The sequence below is a fragment of the Ewingella sp. CoE-038-23 genome (assembly GCF_040419245.1).
Lineage (GTDB): Bacteria > Pseudomonadota > Gammaproteobacteria > Enterobacterales > Enterobacteriaceae > Ewingella > Ewingella allii.
On sequence record NZ_JAZHOH010000001.1, the window covers coordinates 2,682,084 to 2,705,724 of the forward strand.

At 54.7% G+C, this 23,641-nt stretch carries 23 protein-coding genes; 3 read left to right on the forward strand and 20 right to left on the reverse strand.

Annotated elements, in window-relative coordinates:
* Positions 1 to 78 precede the first annotated feature (78 nt).
* From mfd to V2154_RS12600, 3 genes are all read left to right on the forward strand, one after another.
* Positions 79 to 3,522 carry a transcription-repair coupling factor gene (mfd, locus tag V2154_RS12590; RefSeq protein WP_353503991.1) on the forward strand — a complete coding sequence of 1,148 codons (3,444 nt, stop codon included), beginning with the start codon at positions 79 to 81 and terminating at the stop codon, positions 3,520 to 3,522.
* Positions 3,523 to 3,682: 160 nt separating this feature from the next.
* Positions 3,683 to 4,255, forward strand: coding sequence for a nucleotidyltransferase family protein (locus V2154_RS12595; RefSeq protein WP_353502533.1), 573 nt, complete (start codon positions 3,683 to 3,685; stop codon positions 4,253 to 4,255).
* A 12-nt stretch (positions 4,256 to 4,267) separates the two neighbouring features.
* Positions 4,268 to 5,233 (forward strand): XdhC family protein, encoded by a 966-nt coding sequence (locus V2154_RS12600; protein ID WP_353502534.1) that lies wholly within the window; start codon positions 4,268 to 4,270, stop codon positions 5,231 to 5,233.
* 58 nt (positions 5,234 to 5,291) lie between these two features.
* Here V2154_RS12600 and V2154_RS12605 read toward each other — a convergent pair whose 3' ends face one another.
* The 20 genes from V2154_RS12605 to plsX form a co-directional block, all read right to left on the reverse strand.
* Positions 5,292 to 5,828, reverse strand: a complete 537-nt coding sequence (locus tag V2154_RS12605) for a glycine zipper 2TM domain-containing protein (RefSeq protein ID WP_034791349.1) — start codon at positions 5,826 to 5,828, stop codon at positions 5,292 to 5,294.
* A 365-nt stretch (positions 5,829 to 6,193) separates the two neighbouring features.
* Entirely contained in the window at positions 6,194 to 7,501 is a 1,308-nt protein-coding gene (locus V2154_RS12610) for an NAD(P)/FAD-dependent oxidoreductase (protein WP_353502535.1), read from the reverse strand.
* Between the two features lie 343 nt (positions 7,502 to 7,844).
* Positions 7,845 to 8,387, reverse strand: coding sequence for an alpha/beta hydrolase YcfP (gene ycfP / locus V2154_RS12615; RefSeq protein ID WP_353502536.1), 543 nt, complete (start codon positions 8,385 to 8,387; stop codon positions 7,845 to 7,847).
* A gap of 33 nt (positions 8,388 to 8,420) precedes the next feature.
* Positions 8,421 to 9,461, reverse strand: coding sequence for a beta-N-acetylhexosaminidase (gene nagZ / locus V2154_RS12620; protein WP_353502537.1), 1,041 nt, complete (start codon positions 9,459 to 9,461; stop codon positions 8,421 to 8,423).
* A 12-nt stretch (positions 9,462 to 9,473) separates the two neighbouring features.
* Positions 9,474 to 10,367, reverse strand: coding sequence for a phosphotransferase (locus V2154_RS12625; protein WP_437342003.1), 894 nt, complete (start codon positions 10,365 to 10,367; stop codon positions 9,474 to 9,476).
* Positions 10,351 to 10,944, reverse strand: coding sequence for a penicillin-binding protein activator LpoB (lpoB, locus tag V2154_RS12630; protein ID WP_353502539.1), 594 nt, complete (start codon positions 10,942 to 10,944; stop codon positions 10,351 to 10,353). The genes V2154_RS12625 and lpoB overlap by 17 nt, the downstream gene beginning before the upstream one ends.
* Before the next feature lie 21 nt (positions 10,945 to 10,965).
* Positions 10,966 to 11,334: a YcfL family putative periplasmic lipoprotein gene (locus V2154_RS12635; protein ID WP_353502540.1), complete on the reverse strand. Its 369-nt coding sequence runs from the start codon at positions 11,332 to 11,334 to the stop codon at positions 10,966 to 10,968.
* 40 nt (positions 11,335 to 11,374) lie between these two features.
* Positions 11,375 to 11,728 carry a purine nucleoside phosphoramidase gene (gene hinT, locus V2154_RS12640; RefSeq protein ID WP_353502541.1) on the reverse strand — a complete coding sequence of 118 codons (354 nt, stop codon included), beginning with the start codon at positions 11,726 to 11,728 and terminating at the stop codon, positions 11,375 to 11,377.
* 204 nt (positions 11,729 to 11,932) lie between these two features.
* A complete protein-coding gene (gene ptsG, locus V2154_RS12645; RefSeq protein WP_353502542.1) occupies positions 11,933 to 13,366 on the reverse strand; it encodes a PTS glucose transporter subunit IIBC in 1,434 nt (477 codons plus the stop codon).
* A 348-nt stretch (positions 13,367 to 13,714) separates the two neighbouring features.
* On the reverse strand, positions 13,715 to 14,509 hold the full coding sequence (locus V2154_RS12650) for a metal-dependent hydrolase (RefSeq protein WP_353502543.1): 795 nt from the start codon (positions 14,507 to 14,509) through the stop codon (positions 13,715 to 13,717).
* An 81-nt stretch (positions 14,510 to 14,590) separates the two neighbouring features.
* Complete coding sequence (holB, locus tag V2154_RS12655) at positions 14,591 to 15,568, reverse strand: DNA polymerase III subunit delta' (protein ID WP_353502544.1); 978 nt, start codon at positions 15,566 to 15,568, stop codon at positions 14,591 to 14,593.
* Positions 15,565 to 16,209 carry a dTMP kinase gene (tmk, locus tag V2154_RS12660; protein ID WP_353502545.1) on the reverse strand — a complete coding sequence of 215 codons (645 nt, stop codon included), beginning with the start codon at positions 16,207 to 16,209 and terminating at the stop codon, positions 15,565 to 15,567. Before tmk ends, holB begins: the two co-directional genes overlap by 4 nt.
* Positions 16,199 to 17,224: an endolytic transglycosylase MltG gene (mltG, locus tag V2154_RS12665; RefSeq protein WP_353502546.1), complete on the reverse strand. Its 1,026-nt coding sequence runs from the start codon at positions 17,222 to 17,224 to the stop codon at positions 16,199 to 16,201. Before mltG ends, tmk begins: the two co-directional genes overlap by 11 nt.
* Before the next feature lie 25 nt (positions 17,225 to 17,249).
* Complete coding sequence (gene pabC / locus V2154_RS12670) at positions 17,250 to 18,047, reverse strand: aminodeoxychorismate lyase (protein ID WP_353502547.1); 798 nt, start codon at positions 18,045 to 18,047, stop codon at positions 17,250 to 17,252.
* 166 nt (positions 18,048 to 18,213) lie between these two features.
* Positions 18,214 to 19,455 carry a beta-ketoacyl-ACP synthase II gene (fabF, locus tag V2154_RS12675; RefSeq protein ID WP_353502548.1) on the reverse strand — a complete coding sequence of 414 codons (1,242 nt, stop codon included), beginning with the start codon at positions 19,453 to 19,455 and terminating at the stop codon, positions 18,214 to 18,216.
* A gap of 97 nt (positions 19,456 to 19,552) precedes the next feature.
* Complete coding sequence (gene acpP, locus V2154_RS12680) at positions 19,553 to 19,789, reverse strand: acyl carrier protein (RefSeq protein WP_015690190.1); 237 nt, start codon at positions 19,787 to 19,789, stop codon at positions 19,553 to 19,555.
* 153 nt (positions 19,790 to 19,942) lie between these two features.
* Positions 19,943 to 20,677: a 3-oxoacyl-ACP reductase FabG gene (fabG, locus tag V2154_RS12685; RefSeq protein ID WP_034791377.1), complete on the reverse strand. Its 735-nt coding sequence runs from the start codon at positions 20,675 to 20,677 to the stop codon at positions 19,943 to 19,945.
* 10 nt (positions 20,678 to 20,687) lie between these two features.
* Positions 20,688 to 21,620 (reverse strand): ACP S-malonyltransferase, encoded by a 933-nt coding sequence (gene fabD / locus V2154_RS12690; RefSeq protein ID WP_353502549.1) that lies wholly within the window; start codon positions 21,618 to 21,620, stop codon positions 20,688 to 20,690.
* An 18-nt stretch (positions 21,621 to 21,638) separates the two neighbouring features.
* The gene (locus tag V2154_RS12695; protein WP_353502550.1) at positions 21,639 to 22,592 is read right to left on the reverse strand and encodes a beta-ketoacyl-ACP synthase III; all 954 of its coding nucleotides are present in this window, start codon (positions 22,590 to 22,592) and stop codon (positions 21,639 to 21,641) included.
* Between the two features lie 6 nt (positions 22,593 to 22,598).
* A complete protein-coding gene (plsX, locus tag V2154_RS12700; RefSeq protein ID WP_353502551.1) occupies positions 22,599 to 23,633 on the reverse strand; it encodes a phosphate acyltransferase PlsX in 1,035 nt (344 codons plus the stop codon).
* Positions 23,634 to 23,641: the final 8 nt, after the last annotated feature.

Sequence of the window (23,641 nt, forward strand, 5' to 3'; positions counted from 1 at the left end):
CGATTAGGAGCACGTCGCAAGATACGCTCTGTAAATCAGGTCCCTATGGCCGCCGACAACGAGATAACAACACTGCCTATGCCTCAAGATCATCGTTATTCTTTGCCTGAACGCGCTGGTGACACCCGAGTTCTGGGCCAACTGACTGGCTCAGCCTGCGCGCTGGAATGTGCCGACATCAGCGAGCGCCATGCAGGTCCGGTGATGCTTATTGCGCCCGACATGCAAAATGCCCTGCGCCTGCGCGATGAAATTCAGCAGTTCACCGACCTGAAAGTGATCAATATTTCCGACTGGGAAACGCTGCCATACGACAGCTTCTCGCCGCATCAGGAGATAATCTCCTCGCGCCTTTCCAGCCTGTACCAGCTGCCGACCCTCGAACGCGGCATCATTATTCTGCCGGTCAACACGCTGATGCAGCGGGTTTGCCCGCACGAATTCTTGCACGGCCACGCACTGGTGATGAAGAAAGGCCAGCAGCTCTCCCGCGACAAACTGCGCGCCCAGCTCGAACAGGCGGGGTATCGCAGCGTCGATCAGGTGATGGAGCACGGCGAATTCGCCACCCGCGGCGCCCTGCTCGACCTCTACCCGATGGGCAGCGACGAGCCTTATCGCATCGACTTCTTTGATGATGAAATCGACAGTCTGCGCGTGTTCGACGTCGATACCCAGCGCACGCTAAGCGAAGTGGAGCAGATTAACCTGCTGCCGGCGCACGAATTCCCGACCGACAAAAACGCCATCGAGCTGTTCCGCAGCCAGTGGCGCGAAAAGTTCGAAGTGCGCCGCGACGCTGAGCACGTTTATCAGCAAGTCAGCAAAGGCACCTTCCCGGCGGGGATCGAGTACTGGCAGCCGCTGTTCTTCAGCCAGCCTTTAAGCACGCTGTTTAGCTATCTGCCAAAAAACACCCTGCTGCTGAATACCGGCGATTTAGAAGGCGCAGCCGAGCGTTTCTGGCTCGACGCCAACCAGCGCTACGAGAGCCGCCGCGTTGACCCAATGCGCCCGCTGCTCGAGCCTGAAGCCCTGTGGCTGCGGGTGGATTCCCTGTTTAGCGAGCTGAAAGCGTGGCCGCGCATTCAGTTAAAAACGGAAGAGTTGCCGAAGAAAGCCGCCAATACCAACCTGAGCTATCAGGCCCTGCCGGATCTGTCGGTTCAGCCGCAAAACAAAGCGCCGCTGGACAATTTGCGCCGCTTTAATGAGTCGTTCAGCGGCAGTCTGGTGTTCTCGGTTGAAAGCGAGGGACGCCGCGAAACACTGCAAGACCTGCTGGCCCGTATCAAGCTTAACCCGACGCTGATCACCCGCATTGAGCAGGCCGCCACGGCGGGCCGCTACATTATGATTGGCGCCTGCGAACGCGGTTTCCTCGACAGCGACAAACAGCTGGCGCTGATTTGCGAAAGCGATCTGCTGGGCGAACGCGTCGCCCGCCGCCGTCAGGACAGCCGCCGCGCCATCAACACCGACACGCTGATCCGCAACCTCGCCGAGCTGCGCCCCGGCCAGCCGGTGGTGCATATGGAGCACGGCGTCGGTCGCTATCAGGGCCTAACTACGCTGGAAACTGGCGGTTTCACCGCCGAATACCTGATCCTGACCTATTCGGGCGAAGACAAGCTGTACGTGCCGGTTTCCTCCCTGCACATGATCAGCCGCTACGCCGGTGGCGCGGATGAAAGCGCCCCGCTGCACAAACTGGGTGGCGAAGCATGGTCGAAAGCGCGGCAAAAAGCCGCCGAGAAAGTGCGCGACGTCGCCGCCGAGCTGTTGGATATCTACGCCCAGCGCGAAGCCAAAAGCGGTTTTGCCTTCAAGCATGACAAGGAGCAGTACCAGCTGTTCTGCCAGAGCTTCCCGTTCGAAACCACGCCGGACCAGGCGCAGGCTATCAACGCCGTGCTCACCGACATGACCCAGCCGCTGGCGATGGACCGTCTGGTGTGTGGCGACGTCGGCTTCGGCAAGACCGAAGTGGCGATGCGCGCCGCGTTTCTGGCGGTATCGAATAACAAGCAGGTGGCGGTGCTGGTGCCAACTACCCTGCTGGCGCAGCAGCACTTCGACAACTTCCGCGATCGTTTTGCCAATTGGCCGATTCGCATTGAGATGATGTCGCGCTTTCGCAGCGCCAAAGAGCAAAACGCGGTGCTGGAGCAGGCTGTGGACGGCAAGGTGGATATCATCATCGGCACCCACAAGCTGTTGCAGAGCGATTTGCACTGGAAAGACCTCGGCCTGCTGATTGTCGACGAAGAGCACCGTTTCGGCGTGCGCCACAAAGAGCGAATTAAGGCGATGCGCGCCGATGTGGACATCCTGACGCTGACCGCCACCCCTATCCCACGTACGCTGAATATGGCGATGAGCGGCATGCGCGACCTGTCGATTATTGCCACGCCACCGGCGCGCCGTCTGGCGGTGAAAACCTTCGTGCGTGAGTACGACAGTCTGGTGGTTCGCGAGGCGATTCTGCGCGAAGTGCTGCGCGGCGGGCAGGTTTACTACCTGTACAACGATGTTGAAAACATTGAAAAAGCCGCCGACCGGCTGGCCGAGCTAGTGCCGGAAGCGCGCATTGCCATTGGCCACGGCCAGATGCGCGAACGCGACCTTGAACGGGTGATGAACGACTTCCACCATCAGCGTTTTAACGTGCTGGTCTGCACCACGATCATCGAAACCGGTATCGATATTCCGAGCGCCAACACCATTATCATTGAGCGCGCCGACCATCTCGGCCTGGCGCAGCTGCACCAGCTGCGCGGTCGCGTCGGCCGTTCGCACCATCAGGCTTATGCCTACCTGCTGACGCCGCCGCCAAAAGCCATGTCTACCGACGCCCACAAGCGCCTGGAAGCCATTGCGTCACTGGAAGATCTTGGCGCAGGCTTCGCGCTGGCGACCCATGATTTGGAAATTCGCGGGGCCGGTGAGCTGCTGGGTGAAGGCCAAAGCGGCCAGATGACCAGCATCGGCTTCACGCTGTACATGGAGTTGTTGGAGAACGCCGTCGAGGCGCTGAAAGAGGGCCGCGAGCCGTCGCTGGAAGATTTAACCACCAGCCAAACCGATGTCGAAATGCGTATGCCGGCCCTGCTGCCGGAGGACTTCATCCCTGACGTCAACACTCGCCTGTCGCTGTACAAACGCATCGCCAGCGCCCGTAGCGAAGGGGAAGTGGACGAGCTGCGCGTTGAGCTGATTGACCGTTTTGGCACCCTGCCGGACGGCGCGCGCAACCTGCTACACATCGCCGTGCTGCGCCTGAAGGCCAAGGAGCTGGGCATCAAGCGTATTGAGGGCAATGAGCGCGGCGGCTTTGTGGAGTTCAGCGAGAAGAACCGCGTCGATCCGGGCTATCTGATTGGCCTGTTGCAGAAACAGCCGCAGGTATATCGCCTCGACGGGCCGACCAAGCTGAAGTTCATGATTGACCTGACGGACCGGCCAAAGCGTTTGAAATTTGTTGATGATCTACTGGAAGCCTTTAGCGAGCATCTGGTTTAACCGCTAAAAGCTTCACCCAAAGCCTGTGTCAGCCAATGCTGCCACAGGCTTTTTTATGCCTTTCTCGGTGAACAACATCATCGGTCAAAACCCTTTTTTAAGAATTCATTTACACTAACCGTGTATTTTAGACTCCAGCCAGCAAACCAAGGGATTAGCAGTGATAGGGATAATTTTACTGGCTGCCGGTAGCGCCAGCCGCTTCCGCGCCGCCGGAGGCCAAGGTAATAAGCTCAACGCCAGCCTGCCGGGCAACACATCAAGCCTCTTCGCCACGACCTTACAGCAGGCGCTGACCAGCGGATTGCCGGTGCATGTCGTCACTCGCCCTGACAACCAACAGGTGCAGGCCGAATGCGCCAAGGCTGGCGTGACCACCACCCTGCTCGACAGCGCCGGAAGTGGCGACTCCATTGCCGCCGGGGTAAAGGCTACCCAGCACTGGTCCGGCTGGCTGGTGCATCTCGCCGACATGCCTTTCGTGCCCGCCGCCCTCTTCCTGCGCGTCTCTCAGGCGTTGCAAAAAACCTGCACTGCACGCCCTTACTGTCAAGAGCAGCCGGGCCATCCGGTCGGCTTTAGCAGCATGCTGCGCGACGAGCTGCTTGCCCTGCGCGGCGACGCGGGCGCTCGCGAACTGCTGAAGAGATACCCCGCGTTGGCCATCGCCGCCGACGGCCCTACGACCTTCATCGATATCGATCTTCCCGCCCAGCTTGGTAACGCGCTTTAGACAGGAATTCTCATGCAACACCTTGATATTCAGGTTATTGAACGGGCAGGAGAATGGCTCCAGCAGCAGCCTGTGTGGCTGTGTACCGTGCTTACCACTTATGGATCTTCCCCGCGTGCGCCCGGCGCGCTGATGGCAGCGACTCGCGATGGCTCCTACTGCGGCTCGCTCTCCGGTGGCTGCGTGGAAGATGATTTTTTACAGCGCATTGCCGAGGGCGAGTATCTGGCGGCCAGTCAGGTGATTCGCTATGGCGAAGGAGGCATGACGCCCAATGTCGCCCTGCCCTGCGGCGGCTCGCTCGACGTGCTGGTAGAGTATCTTCCCGCCTCGGATTCAAGCCGAGAGTACCTGTCGCGCATGGCGCAGGCCCTGCGCGGGCACTACGCGCTGAATAAAACCCTGACGCTGCCGCAGGCTTGCGACCATCTGGCGCTGACCGGCTACCACAGCCACACCAAGGTCAGCCGACAGGGCAATAATATTCAGCTACATATTGCCGCCGCGCCGCGCCTGCTGATCGCCGGATTATCCAGCGTGGCCCTTTACTGCGCCGATTTCGCCTGCGCCTTGGGGTTCGAAGTGGTGGTGTGCGAATGCCGTGAAGAGGTGCTGGAGAACTTCGCCTCAATGCTGAAAGCCGATGTGAAGTTCGAACACAGCTTCCCGGCGAAATACCTTGAGGAACAGGGTTGCCACGCCAATACCGCCATCGTGGCGCTAACCCACGACCCGCGAATGGATGATTTAACGCTGATGGAAGCCGTGAACACGCCAGCCTTTTATATTGGCGCTATGGGTTCACAGCTTAACAGCGCCCGCCGTCGGGAAAGGCTACGCAATATTGCACAATTCGCTCCTGAAGATTTCGAGCGGCTGCACGCCCCCGTCGGGTTAAATATCGGCAGTAAGACCCCGGCGGAGATAGCGCTGGCAGTGATGGCCGATATTGTGAAACACAAAAACGGCACGGCCTGAAAACAAAAAAGCCTGAAGCATTTGCCCCAGGCTTTTTTCTGCGTCGAACGGCGTGCTATTAGCTGCGGGTAAGCTGCAACTGGCCGCTTTTGTCCAACGGGATTTGCGTGCCTGGATCATGGTCCATACGCACTTTGCCTTGCTGGTTGCCGATTTTATAGGTCACGTCATAACCCAGCATTTTTTCTGACTTGTCGTAAACGGTGTTACAACGCTGCTGCTGAGTGGTGTAAGTGTCACCTTCCTGCATGCTGCTTTGGACTCGGTTACCGGCGTATCCGCCGCCCAGTGCGCCCGCGATGGTCGCAACATCACGACCGCGACCGCCACCAAACTGGTGACCCAGTACGCCACCGGCGACCGCACCCAGTACGGAACCGGCAATCTGATGCTCATCCTGCACAGGGCGTCTGTGGGTAACAGTCACGTTACGGCACTCCTGGCGTGGAGTTTTCAGCGTTTCTTTAATCGGCGTCGCGCTGAGCACTTGTGCATACTCTGGGCCAGATGAAAAAACATTCATACTTGCGACAGCTGCAATACCGAGCGCAGCCGCTACACCAATACCTACGCCAGCTAACATTGACTTGTTCACAGGACATCCTCCTGAAATGTTACCACGCATTTTGTCTCCCGCTGCCGGAGTGGCTGACGCTGTACGCCAGCGTCAAGAGACAGAACCTCAAAGGGCTAAGCCGCTAGGTTGAGGGATCGGCGTGCGTGAATCGCCGTCTGTAAACAATGCAAAGTCTGCACAATGTTTCCTATTCCGACAATAAGACTCAGGGATGAAAAGGGCGGGTTTATAAGGCAGAAATGCTTGTTTAGGAGAATTCTTAGCTAGCGAAGGGATTTATATAACATCTTATGCTGAATTGAACCGACTGGCTGGCAAAAAGAAAAAAGCCTGTTAATACAGGCTTTTTGATTCATCAGTGCTTAAGGCCGTGCCCTACAGCATTAATGCAATTTCAGGCGCGGGCGAATCACTTTGTTTATGCCGCCCACCAGCATCATTAGGCCGGTTTTGGTGTAGCCGTGCAACGCTATCTGGTGCATACGATACAGAGAAACATACACGATACGCGCCAGACGCCCTTCGACCATCATCGAGCCTTTCATTAGGTTGCCCATCAGGCTGCCGACGGTGCTAAAGCGCGACAGGGAGACCAACGAGCCGTGGTCTTTATAGACATAGTCTTTCAGGCTATGGCCGTTGCGCTGCGCCATGATGTTGTCGAAGCAGCGCGACGCCATCTGGTGAGCAGACTGCGCGCGAGGAGGCACGAAGCCGCCGCTCTTTTGCGGGCATGACGCGCAGTCGCCTATGGCGAAGATGTTCGGGTCGCGAGTGGTTTGCAGCGTTGGCTCAACCACCAGCTGGTTGATACGGTTGGTTTCCAGCCCGGCGATATCTTTCATAAAGTCCGGTGCTTTGATCCCCGCCGCCCACACCATCAGGTCAGCGTCGATAAACTCGCCGTCTTTAGTGTTCAAGCCATTGGCATCGGCACTGGTGACCATGGTTTTGGTCAGCACGCGCACGCCAATCTTGGTGAGTTCCTGATGCGCCGCCGCAGAAATGCGCGGTGGCAGTGCAGGAAGAATACGCTCGCCCGCTTCCACCAGTGTGACGTTAAGCGCCTGATTATCCAGACCTTCAAAGCCATAGCTGTGCAGCTGTTTCACCGCGTTATGCAGCTCGGCGGACAGCTCAACGCCGGTCGCCCCGCCGCCGACAATGGCGATATTCACCTTCTTCTGCTTGTCAGGGTTTGCAGAGAATTTGAGGAACAAATTGAGCATTTCGTTGTGGAAACGGTGTGCCTGATGCGGGTTGTCCAAGAAGATGCAGTTCTCTTTGACGCCCGGCGTGCCGAAGTCGTTTGAGGTACTGCCCAGCGCCATGACCAAAGTGTCATAGGCGATATCACGCGCTGGCACCAGCACTTCGCCGTTCTTCTCGTCGCGGATCTCAGCCAGCTGTAGGGTCTGAGCCTCGCGATCGATATTGATCAGAGAACCAATCTGGAAGTTAAAACCGTGATTCCGCGCATGGGCCAGATAGCTCAGGGCATCCACGCCGTCATCCAGACTGCCGGTTGCTACTTCATGCAGCAAAGGTTTCCATAAATGGCTGTGGTTGCGATCCACTAAGATGATTTCGGCTTTCTTCTTACGGCCCAGTTTATGGCCCAGGCTTGTCGCCAGCTCCAATCCACCCGCTCCGCCGCCAATAATGACAATTTTCTTCATAGTAGCAGTCAAATGACCCCCCTCAAATGTGAACCAATTGTTATCTAAGAGTAAAATTAATATCCTTAGATTACATAGGGTTGGCTTAAGTTAATTCGGTATCTTTCCCGAGAATAACACGCGTGGTGATTTGGTCATACCAAAATTGACCTACATCAATTTAAATTCATTTGGCTAATTTTAGTTACGAAAATGGCACGGCTTTTGACCGTTTTTAATCAGGGAGTTAGCGCGCAGAAAGGCGAGAAAAAAGTCCTGCCTCAGTGGCAAGTTTAGGGGAGTTTGGTCAGGCAAAAAGTTAAAAAACGGCTGCAAATGTTATTCGCTGGCCGTTTTTTTGTTACTCGTCGCAAACTCAGGCGAGGTTTTTGAAGGCTTTGATGCGTTGCAGGTGTGGCGAGATGTCTTTGAATTTGTGGCCCTGCTTGTCGTCCCAGACAATCTCATAGTAATGGTGCAGCGCGCTGGCGCTTTCATTGCTATCGAGCACGCCATCCTCGCGGGATAAAATCACCAGACAGCGATCGCGGTTTTTCTCGCGAAAATCGCTGACGCACTTGGTGGCGATGTCCAGATACTCTTCCGGGCGGTCGATTTTGCCGGTCATATTATCCTGCGGCGCAAGGTTCGGGTTGAACATCACCTGACGAATCCCGCACAGGAAGCCGATACGCTCGGCCCAGAAACCGCCCAGCCCCACGCCGCAAATCAGCGCCCGCTGATCGCCGGATTGCTGAATGGCTTTATCCACTTCTTTTAACAAATGCTGCATGTCGTGACGCGGATGCAGCGTGCTGTAGCTGATGAACCGAACGTCCGGGTCGATAAACTGGAGTTGCAGCACCTTTTCATGGTTGCCGGGGCTGGTTGAGTCAAAGCCATGCAAATAAATGATCATCGTTTTCCTCGTCCTGACTGTGCGTTGATTAGATTAGCGAGCCGACTGTTTATGCTCCTGCCAGCGGGCGTCCAGCGCGGTGAGTTCACGGTTGGACTGCTGCCAGCGGCTGGAATTTAACAAATCGCGGCGCGCATCTTTCCCACTGTACTTGCCCCGATGGTACAGGCCAGCCACCTTGTCTGCTTTGACCGGAGACAGGTTATCTAACACGCTCACGGCTCCCTGACGATTGTTGCAAACCAGAATCATGTCGCACCCGGCATCCAGCGACGCCTGTCCGCGCTCGGCATAGCTGCCCATGATCGCCGCCCCTTCCATCGACAGGTCGTCGGAGAAGATAACACCGTTGAAGCCCAGCTCCTGACGCAAAATCTGCTGCAACCAGTAAGGAGAACCACTCGCCGGACGCGGGTCAGCTTGAGTATAGATAACGTGAGCGGGCATCACCGCATCGAGCAGCTTTTTCTCGTTGAGCTGGCGGAAAATCGCCATGTCGTGTTCGCGGATGACTGACAGCGGGCGGTCGTCGCGCGGCGTCTCTTTGTGCGAGTCAGCACTCACCGCGCCATGGCCGGGGAAGTGTTTGCCGGTGACTTTCATCCCCGCGCTGTGCATGCCGAGGATGAACTGTTCGGCCATCTCCAGCGCTTTTTGCGGTTCGGCGTGGAATGAGCGTTCGCCGATAGCGGCGCTGATATGACCGATATCCAGCACCGGCGCGAAGCTGATATCAATATCCATCGCAATCATCTCAGACGCCATCAGCCAGCCCGCTTCCTGCGCCAGACGCTTGCCTTCGTGCAGCTCGTTGATTTCAGCAAAAGACTGCGCGGCAGGAATGCGTGTAAAGCCCTCGCGGAAACGCTGTACCCGACCACCCTCTTGGTCGACCGCCAGCACCAGACGCTCTCTGGATGCTTCGCGGATTTGGCGAATCAGCTCGTGCAGCTGGTCCACGTCATGGTAGTTACGGGTAAACAGAATCAGGCCGCCAACCAGCGGGTGTTGCAAAATCTCGCGCTCTTCAGCATCCAGCTCATAGCCGGCAACGTCTAACATTACTGGGCCCACGTCGTTTCTCCTTTATTTATTATGCTTGCTACCGGGAATGGCGCTGGTGAATAGGCTCTCACGCAGCGGCTGCGCCCAGTCTGTAAATAGCCGATCGCCGGTCTGCTGCCAGCGAACTTCAAACCACATCAACATTAAGTACTCTACCCACGGCGTCCAGCGGCGAATTTGCTGCTGAAGACGCCGGGTCGCTTTATTGCCGCCATAGCCGCCAGCGGCAGCATAAGCTTGTAGAAAATATTGCTGCTGCTCGCCGCTCCAGCCGTTGCCGCGAAACAACGCCGCCAGCTCTAAGGCGACGTCGCCGTCGGCGGCGTACTCCCAGTCAATCAGCCGTAGCCCCTGCTCACCGTCCACCAGATTGCCGGGGTGAATGTCCATATGCATCACCGCCAGCTTCAATGGCTGTGGCTCGGGCTGGCGCATAAAGCGCTGGTGCAGGCGCAGCCACTCGGGAGTCAGGCGCGAACGGTCAATTTGTTGCCAATAGCGGGAAAATTGCTGGTGCAGTTGCAGCCGATGCCCACTTGGCGGCAGCCGCTGTAGCGCGACGACCCTTTGGCTTATGCGCTCCACATTATGCGGACTAGAAAAAAATCCCGGCGCGCAGGGTTCGCCATTCAGCCATGTCACCACTAACCACGGTGGGGAGATGAGGCGGGTTTGTGGCGCTATATTCAAGGGGGAAACATGACGCAGCAGGTCGTGCTCGCGGCGGCGATTCACTCCCAGCGCGGCTTTATCAGCCGACTGCATGCGCGCCAACAGCGTTTGGCCCACCGTCTCGATTTTCCAGCTTTCGCCCGTTAACCCAGCCACAGGACTTAAATGACAACCGGCGGAAAAGACCGCCGGAAGTTGTTGTGCTAAGCGCTGCTCGAGTGAGGCCTTAATGCTGGACGGCACCGTTGCCCGACCACACAATTTCGCCACTCGGCACGGTCATCATCTGCATTTTCAGCGTCGGTGACTTCACGTCGCCGGTCACCGTGCTGTAGAGCACGTACTGGGCGTTAACGTAGCGCGCCAGACCGATGGCCTTGCTGCGCGAACCCAGACTGTCGTCAACCGACAGGCCTAACGCCTGCTTGGCGCTGGCTAACTGGGTATCAGGAACCACCTGGAATTTGTTATTGGTGGCCAGCGCATTGTGCAGCGCCGCCGTGGCGTTGGCTACCTGCAGAGAGCCGTTGGTGCTGTTTTTCACGCTGTCGAGCAGCAGCACGCTACCCGCCTGAACGCCGTCGGCCTGCAGCATTTTCGCTACCATCGGTTGAACGCTGGCATTCCAATTAATGGTCTGCTCTTTCGGCGGCTGCGGCACGGTTTCTGGCGGCGGCGGCACTTCAGTTTGCGGTTTCTCTGGCTCAACCGGTGTGACTGGCGCGGTTGGCTGCTCAGGCTGCTGCTGCTGTTTGTTTGGCAAGGTACAACCACCGAGGATCAGGGCGGCAAAGGCCACCATGAGGAAATACTTTTTCATCAACCTACTCCGTAGAGGAAATTAAAGGTAGAGGTGAACACGCACCCTGTAGGCATCGAGATTGCCGTTCAGGGAGGAGATGGTGAGATCGCTATTGGCCGGAACGGTAATGGTTCTGGCTTCGGCAATAGGCAGTAAATCCAGCCCCTGCTTGTCATACCAATAGAAACGGTAGTGCAAGGTCACGGCGTGAGGCTGGCTGTTGCTCAGCACGCTGCTGGCTTGTTTACGCCCACCGACTTCGGAAATAGACGGCGAGCTTGGGATGATCCCCGCCGTCAGCACCGGCGATTCCATGATGACGGTCTGCTGATTGTTTAGTGCAATATGCGGGTCACTGCTACAACCCATCAGTAATACAACGGGTAACAACGCCATCAAAAAACGCATGGTACTTCCTTTTAACAAAGGGCTTTATGAAAACAAAGCGTTATGGACGCACCAACATCGGGCCAAGCTTACGGCCGCCAACCAGATGCATATGAATGTGATAAACCTCCTGACCACCATCGCGATTGCAGTTCACAATCAGGCGATAACCGTTTTCAGCAATGCCCTCCTGCTCGGCAATTTTAGCCGCGACGGTCATCATGCGGCCCAGCGCGGCTTCATGCTCGGTGGTCACGTCATTCATGGTCGGGATTAACACGTTAGGAATGATCAGGATATGGTTGGGTGCCTGAGGAGCTATGTCGCGAAACGCGGTGACTAACTCATCTTGATAAACCACGTCCGCAGGGATCTCACGGCGGATAATTTTGCTGAAAATTGTCTCTTCGGCCATCTTGCCACTCCTTATCTTAGTCAAAAGCAATGCCACCAGTATGAGTGACAATTTCTATTCCTTTCAACCTGATTACGCTTTTTAAACCTCAATTGGCTTAGAAAGCGCCATCCCTAGCCCGAAATGCCGTTTTGCCCGATAACAGACATGAAAAAAGGAGGCCGAGGCCTCCTTTTCTACTCCTGCTCACCGCTAATCCGTGGATTAGTTGTTGCGCATGTATTCGTCCATATCCGTTTTCAGGTTATCAGACTTAGTACCGAAGATTGCCTGAACGCCCGAACCCGCGACGACCACGCCTGCTGCACCCAGTTTCTTCAGGCCAGCCTGATCCACTTTGGAGACATCAGCCACGCTAACGCGCAGACGGGTGATGCAAGCATCAAGGTTAGTGATGTTCTCTTTACCACCGAACGCCTGAACCAGAGAAGCGGACATTTCTGAGCCACCCTGAGCAGATTGTTCGCTGCTGCTCTCTTCGCGACCTGGTGTCTTCAGGTTCAGTTTCACAATCAGGAAACGGAAGATGCTGTAGTAAACGATGGCATAGATGATACCCACCACAGGGAACAGCCAGATACGGCTGCTGTTGCCGCTCAGCACGATGAAGTCAATCAGACCGTGTGAGAAGCTGGTACCGTCACGCATACCCAACAGGATACAGATTGGGAAGGCCAGACCTGCCAGAATCGCGTGGATTGCGTACAGGATTGGTGCCACGAACATGAAGGAGAATTCGATTGGCTCGGTGATACCGGTCAAGAATGAAGTCAACGCAGCGGAGATCATGATGCCGCCAACTTTAGCGCGGTTTTCAGGTTTCGCTGAGTGCCAGATAGCGATCGCAGCCGCTGGCAGACCATACATTTTGAACAGGAAGCCACCAGACAGTTTGCCCGCAGTTGGGTCACCCGCCATGTAGCGAGGGATGTCACCGTGGAACACCTGACCGGCTGAGTTCACGTATTCACCGATTTGCATCTGGAATGGAACGTTCCAGATATGATGCAGACCGAATGGAACCAGAGCACGCTCAACCACGCCGTAGATGCCGAAAGCAACCACTGGGTTCTGGTAAGCCGCCCATTGGGAGAAGGTCTGGATAGCCGTACCCACTGGTGGCCAGATGAAGGACAGCACCACGCCCAGGAAGATAGCAGCCAGGCCGGAAATGATTGGGACAAAGCGTTTGCCCGCGAAGAAGCCCAGGTACTCAGGCAGCTTGATGCGGTAGAAGCGGTTGAACATGTAGGCTGCAATCGCACCTGCAATGATACCGCCGAGAACGCCGGTGTCTGCTAAGTGTTTAGCGGCAATTTCTTCCGCCGGTAAGTGCAGTACCAGTGGCGCAACCACTGCCATGGTTTTCACCATGATGCCATAGGCTACTACCGCCGCCAGTGCAGAAACACCGTCGTTGTTAGTAAAGCCCAGTGCTACACCGATGGCGAAAATCAGCGGCATGTTGGCGAAGACTGAACCACCAGCTTCGGCCATAACGTGGGAAACGATCATTGGCAGCCAGCTGAAGTTTGCCGACCCGACGCCAAGCAGAATACCTGCGATTGGCAGTACGGATACTGGCAACATCAGCGATTTACCCACCTTTTGAAGGTTTGCAAACGCGTTCTTAAACATAATTGAGTGTGCTCCTGAGTAATGATGCTTTAGATACTTCTCACGGCGTCCGCTTATATGAGTCCGCAAACTGCCGCGTTGCAAGGTTATGAAAACCCTTGACGTTCAGGGTGTCTAAGCACCCCTTTGAATTTTTACGAAGGGTAAAATAATTCCCTTTTTTAATGTTTGATGGCAGTCACGTTTTATTGAAAAAAGACGGCAAGTGCGTTTAAAAATGAGACATTCGTTAAAGAAAATCTCAAATTAGTCGCGTTAAGCAGCCTAAAACGGATGTGCACATTACCCGTTCAGGCCATTAATTACGAGCCGTAAAATAATTCCAGTGAATGTGACTGCTTTTTAAGGCTAGCTCAGGGAGGAAGTGTTGAGATGTAAAAGGCGTGAAAAGTTGGCGGTTGTGGCTTCAGCCAGAGCGTCCAGACTCACCCCTTTCAATACGGCCATATACTCAGCCACGTCGCGAACATAGGCTGGCTGGTTCTCTTTACCACGGTGCGGAACCGGCGCCAGATAAGGCGAGTCGGTTTCAATCAGCAGGCGATCCAGCGGCACATAGCGAGCCACTTCGCGCAGCTGTTCGGCATTACGGAAGGTGACAATCCCTGAGAAGGAGATATAAAAGCCCAGATCCAGTAAGAACTCCGCCGTCGGCAGGTCTTCCGTGAAGCAGTGCAGCACGCCGCCGCACTCACCGGCTTTCTCATCGCGCAGGATATCCAGCGTGTCCTGTCGCGCGTCGCGCGTATGCACAATCACCGGCTTGTTCAGCTCGCGGCCCACGCGGATGTGATGGCGGAAAGACTCTTGCTGCAAGGCAATCTGCTGCTCTTCTTTCTGGTAGAAGTAGTCGAGGCCCGTCTCACCCATGGCAACCACTTTCGGGTCCGCCGCCAGCTGGCGCAGCTCGTCGAAATCATAACCACCATCAATGTTCAATGGGTGTACGCCGCAGGAAAACGCCACTTCCGGGCGATCGCCAATCAGCTGGGTCATGGCACGGTAGCCCGGTAAAGTGGTCGCCACCGCCAGCATAAACTTCACGTCACGCTCACGGGCTTTTTCTACTACTGCATCCACGCCGCTGTGCAGCTCGTTGTAATCCAGACTGTCGAGATGACAATGGGAGTCGACTAAAAACATAATATTTAACTCTTTACGATGGTTTTGGCAGGTCAGCGCGCCGATGAAATGACGCGCTGCTGAATAATCTTTCGGACTTAATTAGCCCAGCAGCTGTTCCCACTCGAGCAATTGCTCGGTGAGGATAAGCTCCCGGTTGACGCCAGTAATGGTCAGCAACTGCTGGCGGCAGTGCATCCAGCCCTGCACGCTTTTCTGCAATGAATCATTGGTTTGCAGATGGGCAATCTGGCTAATCAAATTCTGTTGGTCGTGATTGATGATGAACTGTCCGGCGTTTTGCTGCCATTTAATGGCGTCGAGCAGCAGTGAGCATAGCCACTGCACGCGCTCGCCGACGTCATCATGATTAAGCTGCGGCAGCAATGAGAGCATATCCCGCTGCTGGCAGCTTTCGGCCAACTGCTGGCACAGCGCCACTCGCTGCTTCCAGCGCTCGGGCTGCAACAGCGCCTGAGCCGATAGCGGCGTACCGTTGCCAAGCCTGAGAGCAGTTTTAATAGCTACCGGATCGGCGCTCAGTTGGCGATTGAGCCACTGCGCCGCCAGATTTTCGTCTGGCGTCGCCAAATGCCAATACTGGCAGCGGCTGCGCAAAGTCGCCAGCAGGCTGGCCGGTTCGGTGCAACCCATCAGGAAATAGGTTTTCACCGGCGGCTCTTCCAGCGTTTTCAACAGCGCGTTGGCCGCCGCCTCGGTCAGCAACTCGGCGTCGGGCAGCCAGACCACTTTCGCCCCACCCTGCTGAGAATAGTTGTAGAGCGTTTCAATCAGTTGACGGACGGGATCAATACCGAGCGAATTCTTGCCTTTTTCTGGCGTTAACACGTGCCAGTCAGGATGGTTTCCGGCAATCATCAGTTGGCAGCTGTGGCAGGTACCGCAGCTTTTCTCGCCGTCTTGATGCTGGCACAGCAACCAGCGGCTCAGTCCGTAAACCAGAGCGTCCTCGCCCATACCGCGCGCCGCGTGCATCAGCAAGGCATGGTGGCCCCGGCCAGATTGGTATTGGCTCACCAGTTGACGATAAGGGGCGCTCAGCCACGGATACCATGTCATTGCGCTTCGCCCTGCTGCTCGGCAAACCACTGTTGCAAAGTCTGCTGAATAGAGGCCGTGACCTGCTCCAGAGGCTGCGAAGCGTCAATGGTTTTGATCCGCGAGTCTTGCGCTACCAGACTAAGGTAGCGCGCGCGCGTCCGCTCAAAGAACGGCAGAGCCTCTTTCTCAATGCGATCCAGCTCGCCGCGCGCGCTGGCGCGTTGCAAACCAATTTCAGGCGGCAAGTCGAGATACAGCGTCAGATCAGGACGGAAGTCCCCCAGCGAGATATCACGCAGCGAGCGCATCAGCTCAGGGTCGATGCCACGACCGCCGCCCTGATAAGCTTGCGAAGAGAGGTCATGACGATCGCCCACCACCCAGGCTCCACGCGCTAAGGCGGGCATAATAACGGTTTCCACCAACTGCACGCGGGCGGCGTAGAGCATCAGCACTTCGGCTTTCACCGTCGGCTTGTCGTCGTCAACGCCGCGTTTAAACAGGTCGCGCAGTTTTTCAGCCAAAGGCGTCCCGCCCGGCTCGCGGGTGAAGACAATCTCCTCGACGCCGAGTTGGCGAAGTTGGTTTACCACGACGTCGCGCGCCGTGGTTTTACCGGCCCCTTCCAGACCTTCAATAACAATAAACTTACTTTTCATTCTTATTTTTCAATGCCTCGCGATACACACGCACCGCTTTATTGTGATTTTCGAGGTTAGTCGTAAAGGTGTGGCCGCCTTTGCCGTCAGCCACAAAATAGAGGTAATTGGTCGTTGCCGGATGAGCCGCGGCTTCGATCGAGGCTTCGCTCGGCATCGCGATTGGCGATGGCGGCAAACCAGAAATTACATAGGTGTTGTAAGGCGTCGGCGTCTCCAGATCTTTACGGCTGATGTTACCTTTGTAGCTCTCACCCATGCCGTAAATCACCGTGGGGTCAGTCTGCAAGCGCATGCCAATGCGCAAACGGTTGATAAACACCGAAGCCACTTCCGCGCGCTCCTCTTTGACCGCCGTCTCTTTTTCAATAATAGACGCCATGGTCAGCATATCGGTTGGCGTTTTATAAGGCAGTGAATCAGCCCGGCCTTTCCAAATAGTGTCTACCGTCTTCTCCATATGCTGGTGAGCGCGCTTGAGCAGAGACAGGTCAGTCATGCCCGCGGTATAGAGATAAGTATCAGGATAGAGCCAGCCTTCGGCGTTTTTGGTGTCGGTCATGCCCAGCGCGGCGGCAATTTCTTCGCCGGTTTTGCCACTCAATTCATGTTTGAGATAGCCCGCGTTATCCAGCACTTTCATCCAGTCGCTGAGTTTAAAGCCTTCCACCAGACGCACGCTAAACTGCGCCTCTTTGCCACTTCTCAGTAATTCGAGCATTTGGCGAACCGTCATGCCTTTTTCAAAGCGATAGGTCCCAGCTTTGAAATTACTCAGCTCCGGCTCAATGCGCAGCAGCCAAGAGAAGTAGGGATTTTTTTGCATTATCTGGTGCTTCACCAGGAGGGTTTCCAGCACCACGCGGCCCGTACCGGCAGGCAGAGTAAAGATAGTCTCACTACTGACATTGATCGGGCGATCGCCAAAAGTTTTCACTTTATGGTAACCAAAAGCCAGCGCAGCAAGCAGAATGACGATAATAAGAGCAGGGATTTTGAGTTTTTTATTCTTCATAAATGTTCACTTCTGATGCGCTGGTTTAACAAACCTGATGTAAAAAGTCGTTCAAGGTTGACGACGTAAAATGCCAATCTTCAACCTGACGCACCGGCATAAAGGGCATCAGGGCATTACAAATAATCACTTCGTCTGCATCGCTCAGGGTCTGTGGCGGCTCTGAAACAACAGAAACGCTAAACTGGCCACTTTGCTCAAGCAACGCAATAATATGGTTACGCATCACGCCAGACACCCCTGACAGTGACAGATCGGGGGTAAAAACCTTCTCCCCTTTGCGCCAGAAAAGATTGGCGGCACAGCATTCTACCAGCATCCCGGCGGTATCAACCACTAGTGCCTCTTGGGCATCTGTTTGGTCAAGGTGAAGACGTACCATCACCTGCTCGAGGCGGTTAAGATGCTTAATACCGGCTAACAGCGGGTTTTGGCTGAGCGCCACTGGGCTAAGGGCCAGTTTAATGCCTTGTTCGCGCCATGCGTGATAGTGCGCCGGATAATCAGAGGTGGAGATAATTCGCGTCGGCGAGATACAGCCTTGAGGGCTATAGCCCCGACCGCCTACTCCGCGCGTGACCATCACCTTGAGCACAGCTTCGTCGCGCAGGCTGGCGGCGTGGACCATTTCGGCCTCGAGCAATGCCCAATCCACGCCCGTAATCATCAAACGCTCGGTCGCGGCTTTTAGCCGGTCGAGGTGCGCTGACAGCAGCTTTACCTTCCCCTCTGAGATATGGGCCGTTGTAAAGCTGCCGTCGCCAAATTGCGCAGAACGGTCGCCTGCTGGCAGTAAATTGGTCGAGACACCGTTAATCCACATTACTTACTCCCGCTGTGACGCTTGTGAGCCAGTCCCCTGCGAAGCCTGAGGCAGTTCGCTTAGCCTATCAAGTAGAGCATTCCGACTTTATACCGCGAGTATCAGATAACAAAAAGGCCCGAATATCGGGCCTTTCAGACATCTTCAACAGGCTGGAAATATCCCGTCAGACCTTACGGAAGACCAATGAACCATTGGTGCCGCCAAAGCCGAACGAGTTACACAGCGTGTATTCCATATTGCTTACCTGACGAGCTTCGTGCGGCACAAAGTCCAAATCACAACCTTCATCGGGGTTATCCAGGTTGATGGTTGGAGGCACAGCCTGGTCACGCAGCGCCAGCAGGGTAAAGATGGATTCAACCGCGCCCGCCGCGCCCAGCAGGTGGCCGGTCATAGACTTGGTCGAACTCACCAGCACGCGCTGTGCATCAGCACCAAACACCGATTTAACGGCCTGTGCTTCGGCTTTGTCCCCGGCGGCGGTAGAGGTACCGTGCGCGTTGATATAGCCAATTTTAGAGGCGGCAATGCCAGCATCGCGCAACGCATTTTCCATCGCGAGAGCGGCGCCAGCGCCATCCTCAGGAGGAGAGGTCATATGGAATGCGTCGCTGCTCATACCAAAACCAACGATTTCAGCATAAATCTTCGCACCGCGCTTTTTCGCGTGTTCGTACTCTTCCAGCACCATAATGCCAGCGCCATCGCCAAGTACGAAACCATCACGTTCTTTATCCCACGGACGGCTCGCCGCCTGCGGATTATCATTACGCGTAGATAAAGCACGTGCAGCGCCAAAACCGCCAACGCCCAATGGGGTACTGGCCTTTTCGGCACCGCCGGCTAGCATGACGTCGGCATCATCATAAGCAATGATTCGCGCGGCATGACCAATATTGTGAACACCAGAAGTACAAGCTGTGGCAATTGAAATGCTCGGTCCACGTAAGCCAAACATAATGCTCAGATGACCGGCAATCATGTTTACGATAGTGGAAGGAACGAAAAATGGGCTAATTTTGCGGGGTCCGCCGTTAACCAATGAAGTATGGTTTTCTTCGATTAGACCGAGACCGCCAATACCTGAACCTATTGCCGCACCAATTCGCGGGGCGTTTTCGGCAGTGACTTCAAGCCCAGAGTCTTGCATCGCTTGGATGCCGGCAGCAATGCCGTACTGGATGAAGGCGTCCATTTTGCGGGCATCTTTGCGCGAAATGTACTCTTCACAGTTAAAATCTTTTACTAAGCCAGCAAAACGCGTTGCAAAGGCACTAGTATCAAAATGGTCGATTAGGCTAATGCCACTCTGACCGGCAAGGAGAGCGTTCCAAGTGGACTCTACAGTATTGCCGACAGGAGACAGCATGCCAAGTCCAGTCACTACAACTCGACGCTTAGACACGTTGTGTCCTCCAGGGAGGGAAAATTGATACGGTGGGTCAGAAAAAACTTAGGCGGTCGAATGACCGCCTAACTATCTAAACTAAAAGCAGATTAGCTTACTGCTGGCTAGCGTTGATAAAATCAATAGCTGCCTGAACAGTGGTGATCTTTTCAGCTTCTTCGTCAGGGATCTCGGTATCAAACTCTTCTTCCAGAGCCATAACCAGCTCAACGGTGTCGAGAGAATCAGCGCCAAGGTCGTCTACGAAAGACGCAGCATTAACTACTTCTTCCTGTTTAACACCCAGCTGTTCAACGATGATTTTCTTAACGCGTTCTTCGATAGTGCTCATACTCTTAAATTTCCTATCAAAACTCGCTTTCGCGATGGTTTTCGTAGTGTATAAAATGTTGAAAAAGATGCAACTAAATCCCGGCTGGTCAAACCACGAATTTGCTCTATTTTGCGGTTTTTACCGCAAATAACGCAAATAGTTTCGTAATTTTTAAATCATGTACATGCCGCCATTGACATGTAATGTTTCACCAGTGATGTAGCTGGCCTCATCAGAGGCTAAAAAAGCAACTGCGCTAGCAATTTCTTTGGCATCACCCAACCGGTTGGCTGGAACTGATGACAAAATGCCTGCGCGTTGATCATCTGTCAACGCCCTTGTCATGTCCGTCTCAATAAAGCCGGGAGCAACGACGTTGACAGTAATGCCGCGTGAAGCCACTTCACGCGCCAAAGACTTGCTAAAACCGATTAACCCGGCTTTAGCTGCCGCGTAGTTCGCCTGCCCTGCGTTACCCATAGTCCCAACAACAGAACCAATTGTAATGATCCGGCCAAAACGCTTTTTCATCATAGCCCGCATTACTGCTTTTGACAGCCGAAATACTGAAGTCAGATTCGTATCAAGAATATCCTGCCACTCGTCATCTTTCATTCGCATGAGAAGGTTATCACGTGTGATACCGGCATTATTAACTAAAATGTCAATTTCGCCAAATTCAGCTCGAATCGTAGCCAATGTTTGTTCGATCGATGCAGAATCAACCACATTCAGGGCGATGCCCTTGCCGTTTTCACCTAAATATTCGCTAATTGCAGCCGCGCCGCTTTCGCTTGTTGCAGTACCAATGACTTTCGCGCCACCGGCAACCAACTTTTCTGCAATAGCACGACCAATGCCACGGCTTGCGCCTGTGACGAGGGCAATTTTACCTTCGAAGCTCATGATGTTCCTCTTATTCTTGTTCGAGCGCAGCAGTCAGGCTGGCAGTATCATTTACGGCCGCTGCTGTTAAAGTATCAACAATACGTTTAGTCAGGCCGGTAAGAACTTTACCTGGTCCAACTTCAACTAAATGTTCAACGCCCTGCGCTGCCATGAATTCGACAGATTCAGTCCAGCGAACCGGGTTGTAAAGCTGACGAACCAGCGCGCTGCGGATAGCTTCAGGCGACGTTTCAACTTTGACATCCACATTGTTCACAACCGGATATTGCGGCTCGCTAAAAGTGACGTTCTCAAGCGCAACGGCCATTTTATCGGCAGCAGGCTTCATCAGCGCACAGTGAGACGGCACGCTAACAGGCAGAGGCAGTGCGCGTTTTGCACCGGCGGCTTTACAAGCAGCACCCGCGCGCTCAACGGCTTCTTTATGCCCGGCGATAACCACTTGGCCCGGAGAGTTGAAGTTCACTGGGGAGACTACCTGCCCCTGTGTCGACTCTTCACAAGCTTTGGCAATAGCGTCGTTGTCCAGGCCAATAATGGCGGACATCGCGCCAGTGCCTTCTGGCACGGCTTCTTGCATCAGTTTCCCGCGCAGTTCAACCAGCGAAATAGCCTGTTTGAAGTCCAGCACGCCAGCACAAACCAGAGCGGAATACTCGCCCAGACTGTGACCGGCGAGATAAGCAGGCTTCGCGCCATTGCTTTGCTGCCATACGCGCCAGATAGCGACAGACGCCGCCAGCAACGCAGGCTGGGTCTGCCAGGTTTTATTCAGTTCTTCTGCAGGCCCCTGTTGTACCAGTTCCCACAAATTGTACCCTAGCGCAGATGAAGCCTCTGCAAAGGTTTCCTCAACAATCGGATGCGCAGCCGCTAAATCAGCCAACATCCCCAAGGCTTGAGAGCCCTGCCCAGGAAAAACAACTGCTATTTTTGTCATTTTGATTATCCTGTTAAATCAGAAACGTACCAGCGCCGAGCCCCAGGTAAAGCCACCGCCAAATGCTTCGAGAAGAACCAGTTGCCCGCGCTTGATACGGCCATCGCGAACGGCTTCATCGAATGCTGCAGGAACAGACGCTGCAGAGGTATTACCATGGCGATCGAGGGTCACGACGACTTTGTCCATGCCCATACCCAGTTTCTTAGCCGTTGCGCTGATGATGCGCAGGTTCGCCTGATGCGGAACCAGCCAATCAAGCTCTGAACGGTCAAGATTATTGGCCTCGAGAGTTTCTTCAACGATATGAGCCAATTCGGTCACGGCGACTTTAAAGACTTCATTGCCGGCCATCGTGACATAAGCTGGTTTTTCTGGCGCGGATTGATCTGGATAAGCCAGCGTCAACAAGTTGCCATAGTGACCATCGGCGTGCATGTGAGTGGAGATAATCCCCTGCTCTTCTGACGCGCCAAGCAGTACAGCACCCGCGCCGTCACCGAACAGAATCACGGTGCCGCGATCTTCCGGATCTAGCTTGCGCGACAAGGTGTCAGAGCCGATCACTAATGCATAGCGAACAGCACCGTTCTTGACGTATTGATCTGCAACGCTCAGCGCATAGGTGAAGCCTGCGCAAGCTGCTGCTAAGTCAAATGCCGCAGTATCTTTGATACCCAACATGTTTTGAATCTGACATGCCGAGCTTGGGAATGCGTGGGTAGATGAGGTTGTCGCAACAATGATCAGACCGACTTCGCTTGCGCTAACGCCTGCCATTTCAAGTGCCTTCTCTGCTGCATGCAGGCCCATTGTGGCCACAGACTCATCCGGTGCAGCGATACGACGTTCACGAATACCTGTACGGGTGACAATCCACTCGTCGGAGGTATCCACCATTTTTTCTAAGTCGGCATTAGTCCGAACTTGCACGGGTAAATAGCTCCCCGTACCGAGAATTTTTGTATACATGTACGATCAGTCACTCTTGGGTAATACAGCCTCAAGGCGCGCGGCTATCCGATGTGGAACTTGCCGCTGCACCGCCTGCACAGCCTGTTCGATAGCAACAGCGAACGCTCGCTGATTTGCTCCGCCGTGGCTTTTAATAACGATGCCCCGTAATCCTACTAAACATGCGCCATTATACTGGTCTGGATTGAGATGGCCGAAGCGCTTTGCTAATTTCTTCTGCAAAATACGGCCTAACCATTTCAGCCACCAAGCCTTCTTGCCACCCTCCCCAGAGGATTTTAACAGTGACAAAAACATCCTTATTACACCTTCCATGGTCTTGAGTGTGACATTCCCGACAAAGCCATCACACACCATCACATCAGTTTTACCGGTTAACAGCTCATTGCCTTCAAGATAGCCGATATAGTTGATAGCTGGCGTATTTTTTAAAATGGCTGCCGCGTCACGAATGTTATCCAGCCCTTTCGACTCTTCCTCGCCGATATTCAGCAAGGCTACGCGCGGGTTCTCAATGCCGATGACTTCTTCAGCCATCACAGAACCCATCACGGCAAACTGGACCAGCATCGTGCTGTCACATTCAACATTCGCCCCAAGATCCAACACCACCGTTTTACTACGCAGCTGATTCGGTAACACCGTCATCAGCGCCGGGCGTTCAATACCTTCCAGGGGCTTTATAACCATTTTTGCGAGTCCCATCAGTGCACCAGTATTACCAGCACTGACACAGGCCTGCGCGTCTCCACTCTTAATCAGCTCTAAGGCCACCCGCATTGAACTTCCTTTGCTGGCCCGGATAGCTTGCGATGCGCGAGCGTCGCTGGCTATAACTGATTCAGCAGGAATAATCCGAATTCGTTCTCTCAGAGAAGGATCGGCTTTAGCAAGGAAAGGCGTGATAGCGTCGGGATCGCCGACCAGAAGAAGATGGAGTTCAGAATTAGAGATCAGTGCCTGCAATGAAGCAGGCACTGTGACGGAAGGACCGAAGTCCCCGCCCATTACATCTAACGCAAGGGTTAGACGATTCAAGGTATCGC